Annotated in this window: 1 protein-coding gene; it reads right to left on the reverse strand. The window is 38.1% G+C overall.

The genetic code is table 11. The annotated features are described in order from the left end of the window. On the reverse strand, positions 1-553 hold a 553-nt coding region (locus tag AC1DWA_RS33155; protein WP_477917691.1), incomplete at both ends, for a Ger(x)C family spore germination protein.

The following is a 553-nucleotide window of genomic DNA, read 5'->3' on the forward strand; positions in this document are numbered from 1 at the left end:
ATCTAAGTCCTTTGATTTTATTCTCTGAAAAAACTCCTTTTAATTCAGATGATGTAATAGCCACTGCTCCGTTTACTTGAATAGCTGTTTCTTTTTTTTGATCCGTTGTTAAATGTTCTTTAGTCTGAACGAGAGGAATATTTACTTCRTGACTTGGTTCATTAAAATGGATAATGAGCTCTCTTAAATCGATGGGTGGAATAAACGAGTTTTGCTTAAAAATCACTTTAGGATCGCTCAAGCGAGAAAGAGCGTTCGATACTTCGAACATAGGCGTAGCTAACAACGTTTTTTTCAAAGGACTTTTCGTAGCATACATCCAGATGTTGTATCTCGTTTCCCGATAACGATCTAAAAAATCTACTGCCGATTTGACAGCGCCATGCTTTAACGCATCGTCCGTTAAAACAAGGAAAGCTAAGTGCCCAAAAAAGATTCTGCGCTGAGAAATTTGATAATATCTAAAAATAGCTTCATCRATTGTTTTCCCTGTTGCATAACCAACTTCTACTTTGACTTGACCCGCGCCAGCACCGCTTGCCTCGGATTTTGC

Source organism: Rhodococcus sp. P4_F3_2, from assembly GCF_056401335.1.